Origin of the sequence: Gillisia lutea, from assembly GCF_021568705.1 — a bacterium.
GTDB lineage: Bacteria > Bacteroidota > Bacteroidia > Flavobacteriales > Flavobacteriaceae > Gillisia > Gillisia lutea.
Window position 1 is genome coordinate 15313 of record NZ_JAKGTH010000006.1, and the last position, 8451, is coordinate 23763.

General features: G+C 37.0%; 6 protein-coding genes. 3 read left to right on the top strand and 3 right to left on the bottom strand.

Annotated elements, in window-relative coordinates:
* Positions 1-7: 7 nt before the first annotated feature.
* Positions 8-1147, bottom strand: a complete 1140-nt coding sequence (folK, locus tag L1I30_RS00170; protein ID WP_236132237.1) for a 2-amino-4-hydroxy-6-hydroxymethyldihydropteridine diphosphokinase — start codon at positions 1145-1147, stop codon at positions 8-10.
* Positions 1148-1253: 106 nt separating this feature from the next.
* Here folK and L1I30_RS00175 point away from each other — a divergent pair, with 106 nt between their 5' ends.
* Both L1I30_RS00175 and L1I30_RS00180 read left to right on the top strand, forming a co-directional pair.
* A complete protein-coding gene (locus tag L1I30_RS00175) occupies positions 1254-1982 on the top strand; it encodes a queuosine precursor transporter (RefSeq protein ID WP_236132238.1) in 729 nt (242 codons plus the stop codon).
* Between the two features lie 31 nt (positions 1983-2013).
* Complete coding sequence (locus tag L1I30_RS00180) at positions 2014-4689, top strand: AsmA-like C-terminal region-containing protein (RefSeq protein ID WP_236132239.1); 2676 nt, start codon at positions 2014-2016, stop codon at positions 4687-4689.
* Positions 4690-4729: 40 nt separating this feature from the next.
* Here the strand turns inward: L1I30_RS00180 and L1I30_RS00185 are convergent, their stop codons facing one another.
* Complete coding sequence (locus L1I30_RS00185; RefSeq protein WP_236132240.1) at positions 4730-5524, bottom strand: DUF2797 domain-containing protein; 795 nt, start codon at positions 5522-5524, stop codon at positions 4730-4732.
* A gap of 121 nt (positions 5525-5645) precedes the next feature.
* On the opposite strand from L1I30_RS00185, the gene L1I30_RS00190 reads away from it, so the two are divergent.
* Positions 5646-7193: a GH3 auxin-responsive promoter family protein gene (locus L1I30_RS00190; RefSeq protein ID WP_236132241.1), complete on the top strand. Its 1548-nt coding sequence runs from the start codon at positions 5646-5648 to the stop codon at positions 7191-7193.
* Between the two features lie 74 nt (positions 7194-7267).
* On the opposite strand, the gene porV is transcribed toward L1I30_RS00190, so the two are convergent.
* On the bottom strand, positions 7268-8449 hold the full coding sequence (gene porV, locus L1I30_RS00195) for a type IX secretion system outer membrane channel protein PorV (protein WP_236132242.1): 1182 nt from the start codon (positions 8447-8449) through the stop codon (positions 7268-7270).
* Between the last annotated feature and the right edge of the window lie 2 nt (positions 8450-8451).

Below are 8451 nucleotides of genomic sequence, written 5' to 3' on the forward strand. Positions count from 1 at the left end.
CTTTTACCTATTTTTTTAAGCCGGTCTCGATTTCTTGTAAAATAGAAAGATAATCTTCTCTGTTATTCACAAAATCTCGATCTGATATATCTATGAGTTGCACTTTGATATTACTCTGAGATTTAATGAACGATAAATAGCTCTTGTTGATATCTACCAAATATTCGGGCTGAATGTCCTGCTCGTAATCTCTCCCACGCTTTTTAATATTCTCTAGAAGTCGCTCGGTATTTTGATATAGATAGATGTACAAATCTGGCTTCACCAGTTCTTTATACATAATGCTGAAAAGCTTATGATATAAAGCATATTCATCTTCCTGCAACGTAATTTTAGCGAAGATCAGCGATTTGAAAACATCATAATCGGAAACCACAAAATCGGCGAAAAGATCATATTGCGCCAGATCATCAGAAAGCTGTTGATACCTGTCGGCTAAAAAGGACATTTCCAAAGGAAATGCATATCGGTGCTGATCTTTATAGAATTTAGGCAGGAAAGGATTATCCTTGAAGCGCTCTAAGATCAACTTAGCATTGAAATCCTGAGACATCATAGTAGATAAACTCGTTTTTCCGGCACCAATATTTCCTTCAATTGCAATATAATTACAGTTGGTAAAACTGTATTTTTTAATTGGATTGGCTAAACCTTCGGTTATAGGAGTTATTTCAGACATATCACTTGTCTCCTTCAACATTTCCAGCACGCTCCGTTTTAAAATGGGATGAACCTGCTTAGCGGCAATATCTGCTAATGGCAACAACACGAATTTGCGTTCATGCATAGCCGGGTGTGGAATACGCAATTTTTCCGTTTCCAAAATATCTTCATCAATCAAAATAATATCCAGATCTAATGTGCGATTCTCATAATTGGAGGAGTCACTTCGTATTCTCCCTAGCCCACTTTCAATATGCAATAGTTTTTCCAGCACTTTGTTAGCTGAAAATCTCGACTTTACAGAAATGCATGCATTCAGGAAAGCGTTTCCTTCAAAACCCCAGGCCGGTGTTTCATAAATCCTTGAAATTCTTTCTACTTCACCTATTTCTGTAAAAATTTTATCCACAGCAGATTGCAGTGACTGAAGCCTGTTGCCTTGATTGCTCCCTAGGGCGATATAAAAAGTTCTAGCTGGATTCAAAATGTTTTTAAGAAAATTTTAGAGGAGAATTATTTAATTTCACAGCAAATTAAGTAAAACAAACTAACATAGGCTTAACTTTGTTGATAAGAGTTAAAAAAATAATTTGAAACTATATTCCTTAAAAAATCAGTTGCTCGCACAACGAATTTATTTGATCTTGGGTGCACTGTTCATCACATCTTTAGTGGTTTCTAACCTTATCTTTCAAAAATTCTTTTATTGGGACTTCTTCGGAATTTACACTTTTGAGATCTCGGTAGGTATACTTCCCTACCCTATTACTTTTTTAATTACCGATATTATTAGTGAGATCTATGGAAAGCGAAAAGCAAATCAGGTAGTTACCGCAGGGATTTTCGCTTCGCTTTTCTCGCTCTTAATTATTTATACAGCCAATTTTGTTCCGGCAACTTCCTGGTCTCCAGTTCAGGATAGCTTATTTACAAAGGTATTTGGAGCTACGGCCATTGCGGTGCTCGCATCTATGCTGGCCTATTTATTGGCGCAATATATAGACATTCAACTTTTTCATTTTTGGAAAAGGCTTACTAAAGGAAAGCACTTATGGCTTCGAAATAATTTTTCCACCTTCTTATCACAGTTCGTTGATACATTTGCGGTCTTATTCTTGCTATGCAGTTTCAATAAGATCGAATGGGAACTATTTGGAAGTCTGTTATTAAGTGGCTTCCTTTTCAAAGTATTGATTGCTGCTTGTGATACACCATTTTTGTACGCAGCAGTATACTGGCTAAGAGCAAAATTCAATTTAGAACCGGGCGAAGAATTGATTTTGGAATATCAGGAAGTCGATAATTCCCCCTTGAAATAATATAAAAACATTACTCCTTAAATTTATGAAGATGAAGAAAGTATTTAAAATTATAGGGATCACCTTACTTTTGTTACTAATAGCACTTATAGCCGCACCATTTATCTTTGAATCTCAATTGAAAGACATGGTAAAAAAGACCATCAACAAGAATGTGAATGCCACAGTAGAATTCAGTGATCTTGATCTTAGCTTATTCCGAAGCTTTCCTCAGGCAACTTTGGTGCTTAGCGATGTGAGTGTGATAAATAAAGCACCTTTTGAAGGCGACACGCTCGCTATAAGTGAGGAGATCTTGTTAGAGATGTCTATAAAGGAGCTCTTTAAAGGCAGCGATCAACCTAAAAAAATAGATGAGTTACGGCTAAAGAATACGTATGTGAACATAAAAGTTGATTCTTTAGGGAATAACAATTATGATATTGCTATTGAAGATACCACCGCTACTGCTGCAGATAGTACTTCTAATCCTTTTAAGCTAGACCTTAAAAAATACGACATCTCTAATTCTAAATTAAGATACACCGATGAGGGCAGTAAGATCTCCTTTCTATTAGAAGATCTTAACCATGAAGGCACGGGCGATTTCTCCTTAGCGCAGTCGCAATTAGACACAAAAACTACGGCGATCGCTTCTTTAGATTTTGATGACACCAATTATTTGAACAAGAACAAACTTGCCTTAGACGCCATTATTCAAATGGATCTGGAAAATTTGAAATACACCTTTCTGGAGAATAGCGCCACTGTTAACAAGTTACCGCTTACTTTTGATGGCTTTGTGAAAGTAAATGAAAATAATAATGAGATAGACCTTTCTTTTAAAACCCCGTCTTCTTCCTTCAAAAACTTTCTTGCTGTAATCCCGGAAGTCTATGCGAAGAACATCGAGAATGTGCAGACAAATGGTGACTTCATTGTAGATGGAAAGATTAAAGGGATTGTAGACGACACACATATTCCTACTATGGACATTAAGATAAGCTCTTCCAACGCGTCCTTTAAATATCCGGAATTGCCAAAAAGTGTGGAAAACATCAACATCGATATCGATGTGCTAAATGAAACAGGACTGGTAGAAGATACTTTTTTAAGCATCAATAAAATGAGCTTTAAAATAGATGAAGACACTTTCAGCGGGAATGGTCATGTGAAAAATCTTACCGAAAACATGCTTATCGATATGGCCTTAAAAGGAACTATTAACCTCGCAAATATTGAAAAAGCATATCCGTTAGAATTAGAACAAGACCTCAACGGAATCCTGACCGCAGATATACAAACTGCTTTTGACATGAATTCTATTGAAAAAGAACAATATCAAAATGTAAAGAGCAGCGGAACGGCCAGCATCAAAAATTTCAGTTATAGATCTCCGGAAATCCCCAATGAGGTAAAAATTAGCACAGCTAGTTTCAACTTTAATCAGGGAAATGTAAAAGTGCCGGAATTGGTTATGACTACCGGGCAAACTGATATAAAAGCCAGCGGAGATATTCAAAACTTCATGGGATATCTGTTTACCGATCAAAAGTTGAAAGGAAACTTCAACGTAAATTCCAATACTTTCTCTATTAACGATTTCATGATCGCAGAAACTAAAGAAGTTCCAGAGAAAACTGCTGCTGATGAGGAAGTTCAAAAGACCAAAACGGTGGCAACAGGAAAAGAAGCAGTAAAAATTCCTTCCTTTCTTGACGCAGGCTTAAGCTTTACTGCTAATAAAGTATTGTACGATAATTTAACCTTAAGTAATGTTAAAGGGAAACTGCTAATTCAAGATGAAACAGCCACTTTACAAAATATCACCTCCAATATTTTTGATGGAAGTATCGCCTTGAACGGGAATGTATCTACCAAAAATGCGGTACCAACCTTTAAAATGGACCTGGGCTTGAATGCATTGGATATTGCAAAATCCTTTAACGGATTGGATCTATTAAAGGCCATAGCGCCTATTGCTTCTGCACTTGAAGGAAAATTACAAACCCAGATCAACCTTAGCGGGAATTTAAACGATGACCTTACTCCGCAGCTTGCTAGCTTGGCCGGAGATGCCCTTGCCGAAATACTCACTGCAGAAATTGCTCCTGAAAAACTCGCTTTATTCTCCAAGCTCGATGAAAAGTTGAGTTTCATCAATTTAAAAGATATTGATTTGGATCACTTAAAAGGGAAAGTAACCTTTAACGATGGAAGTGTGGCAGTAGCTCCTTTCGATTTTAATATTAAAGGGATAAAGGTTACCGTAGCTGGAACACACGGTTTTGATATGAACATGAACTATAATCTAAAGCTGGATGTTCCCGCAAAGATGTTAGGCAGCGAGGTTGGCAATACCTTATCTAAACTTAGCGCGCAAGATCTTGAAAAAATGACGGTAGCGATCCCGGTGGGACTTACCGGAACCTTTCAGGCTCCAAAGATTAATCTAGATATGAAACAAGCAATTGGCAGTCTAACCACTCAAATTGTTGCTCAGCAAAAAAAGGAACTCACTCAAAAAGGAGTGGATGCCTTGGGTAATATTTTAACCGGAAAAAAGGAACAAAAACCTACAGATACTATCCCTCCCACTCCGGAACAAGCTAAAAAAGATTCCGTTAAAACTCAACAGCAGGATCAGGTAAAAGAAACCGCTAAAGATATTTTAGGTGGTATCTTAAAGAAGACTACCAAGAAAAAGGATACTTCAAAAGTGAATTAAAAAACAACTCCCGATAAACAATTATCGGGAGTTATTTTTTTTATAATATTCCTATCTCTACTACAAAGCCTTCATGGCTGCGAATATTAAAGACCGTTCCATCTTCAAATATGAGATACTGACCTTTAATTCCTTTCAGCACGCCCTGATAAAAAGGAGCTTTAGTAAGGTTAAGGCTCTTTACTTTTGGGGGAAATTTTAAAACCGGGAATTTTATTTCGAGCTCTTTATTATTTGCTAAGTAATACTCCTTTGCCTCCTCAGGAATAAATTCTTTAAGCTTCTCTCGCTCTTCCGCTAAATTAAGATCCTTGATATCGTTGGTAAGCATCCTTCTCCAGTTGGTCTTGTCGGAAACATGTGCTTTCAAAGCAACTTCGGTGATCCCGGCTAAATATCTGTTTGGCACTTCTACGATTTCTATAGCTTCATGTGCTCCCTGATCTATCCAACGAGTAGGAATTTGGCTTTTTCTGGTTACCCCAACTTTCACGTTACTGGAATTTGCCAGGTACACTACATGAGGTTTTAACTGCACCGCCTTTTCATATTCCAGGTCTCTATCTTCAATATCTAAATGAGCTTTACTTAACTCCGGATTCATTATCCAATCTCCCGCCTGGGGAACAGATGTATAACAATCGTAACAAAAACCCTGTGTAAAGATCTTTTTCTCCAATCCACAATTAAGGCACTGATATCTTAGAAAATTGATGCTGATGGTTTTATCCAGTATCTGGTTGAGATTTAAAAAATCTGATTCAAAAATTAAATAATATTCTACTTCTTTTTGAAGCTCAGTTTTCATTTTTCTCAATACACCCTCGTATCTCATGCTTTTTTGTTTATTTTTATTGAAATTGATTTTTGTAAAGCTATAGGATTAGTTATAATTTTAACCCAATTATATGATGCTTTAATTTTTATTAAAATATCGTTTAAAGATAAAAAGAATAATGCCAATTCCACTAGTAAACTCTATTGCCTCTTGGTTTCTCAAGAAGCGCATTCACCAAATGGAGTTGTTTATGAAGTATCCGCAAGAAGTTCAAAATGAGCTTCTAAGATCCCTCATTCATAAAGCCAGACATACAGAAATTGGTAAGAAATACGATTTTTCAGAAATACACAATTATCAAAGTTTTGCAGAACGTGTTCCCATTCATAGTTATGAAGATTATGAACCAACTATTGAACGTAGCCGACGGGGAGAAAGCAATATCTTCTGGCCGGGAGCTATAAAATTATTTGCAAAATCCAGCGGAACCACCAACGCAAAAAGCAAATTTATTCCTGTAAGTGAAGATTCTTTAGAAAGTTGCCACTATGCTGCGGGAAAAGATTTGCTATGCATGTACCTCAACAACAATCCGCAATCTCAACTTTTCACGGGAAAAAGTCTGAGACTAGGAGGAAGTAAAGAAATCTATAAGAATAATGGCACCTCCTACGGCGATCTTTCAGCAATATTAATCGATAATATGCCTTTCTGGGCAGAATACAGTAGTACTCCCAGCAACGAAGTTTCTTTAATGAGTGATTGGGAGGTTAAGATGCAGGCTATTGTAAATGAAACTATAAAGGAAAAAGTAACTAGTTTAGCCGGAGTTCCTTCCTGGATGCTGGTTTTACTTAACAATGTACTGGAAACCAGCGGGAAGGACAACCTTTTTGAAGTGTGGCCTTCTCTAGAAGTTTATTTTCATGGAGGTGTTAATTTCGACCCATACGCTCCTCAATACAACAAGATACTTCCAAATCCTGATTTCAGGTATTATGAGATATATAATGCTTCCGAAGGTTTTTTTGCCTGTCAGGATCAGAACGATTCCAAGGAATTATTGCTGATGCTGGATTATGGGATATTCTATGAATTCATTTCTATGGATACTTATAACACTTCCCAACAAAAGGTAATTCCTTTAGATGAAGTAGAAATAGGTGTGAATTATGCCGTAATTATTACCACCAACGCCGGGCTTTGGAGGTATAAAATAGGTGATACGGTACGGTTTACTTCTACCAGCCCTTACAGAATAAAAGTATCGGGAAGAACAAAACATCATATTAACGTATTTGGAGAAGAACTCATTATCGAGAATAGCGACAAAGCCCTTAAAAAGGCTTCTTTAGTAACAGGGTCAGAAATTATAGATTATACCGCAGCTCCTATTTTTATGAAGGGCAAAGAAAAAGGTGCCCATGAGTGGATTATCGAATTTAAAACTCCTCCCGAAAATATTGAGCATTTTACCATAGAACTCGATATGGCCCTACAGCAGCTTAATAGTGATTATGAGGCGAAGCGTTTTAATAATATGACGCTTAATATGCCCAAAGTTCATTCTGCACGCGAGAAATTGTTCTACGACTGGTTAAAGAAAAATGATAAGCTGGGTGGGCAACATAAAATTCCACGACTTTCCAACAAACGCTGTTATGTCGAGGAGCTTTTAGAAATGAGCGGTACCACACTTACCTCAGATGATCTTTTGGAAAAGTAACGTTCCAAACTGCTATAAATAAAAAAAACTTCAGCTTGATAGGCTGAAGTTTTTTATTCTGAATTATACTAGGCTTAGTCTAAAGTCGTATTTTCTGATGCATCTACCGGCTCCATATATTTCGCCTTCGCCGGTTTATCAAACTTAAAACTCAAGGAGATCTTCACTATTTTATCCTGATTGAAGGAAATATAATCGGAGATAGGACTTTGATAAGCGAAATCGAACATAAACTGATTCCACATAAGGCCAGCTCCTACTGTGATATGATTCTTGAAGCCTTTCTCTTTATTTTGAGTGATGTATCCAACACGCACATTAAAGTTCTCGTTGAAATTAAGCTCTGTTCCCAAAGACAAGATCACTTCTTTCATTTCTTCAGAAAACCCATCAGGAGCATCGGTAAATGAGGTGAAAATTCCACCTATAGCGCTTTCATTAGGGACATTTCTATTATCATCGGTAGAAGGAACCAGGAATTTCATAGCTTCAGCATAAAACGAAAGATAATCTTTGGAGGAGGTCGCTAAATGAAAACCGGAACCTATTTTCAAAGAAGTAGGTAAAGAATATTCAAAACCACTTTCATCGGCATATTTTAATTTTGAGCCTATGTTCTTTAAGCTAAATCCGAAGGTCCATCTATTAACATGCATATCTAATGGTTGAGAGATATAATATCCCGACACATCGGCACTCACTGCCTGCCCGGTTTTTAACTGAACACTGGTATTATTTTGATTATCGGTGATATCTGAACGTACATATCTTCCTGTAACGGACATTCCAAATTTTTCGCTCAATTTTAAGCTATAGGCAGCATCTAATGCAAATTCATTTGGCACAAAACTTCCTACACTTATAATTTGGTCCCCCATTTGTTCTTCCATATCTACGCTTCCATAGCTGAAATAGGTAAGAGATCCACTTAATGCAGAGTTATCGTTTATTTTTTGATAATAGCCAGCATTGGCATAGAAAATATCATCGGCATACCCTACAAACTGAGGAATGTATGAAAGACCAACTCCCTGTGCACCTTCCTGCATAAATAAGAATTTAGCGGGATTATGAAATTGCGCAAAGGCATCGGGAATGCTAGATACTCCTACTTCTCCCATACCTCCTGCATGCGCATCGGGAACAATTTGCAGGAATGGTGCCCCCGTGATTACGGGGCGCACTAATTCTTGACTAAATAGGTTCGTTGCCGCTAGACTTAGACAAAGACCGAATACTATATTTTTAAAATTCATAA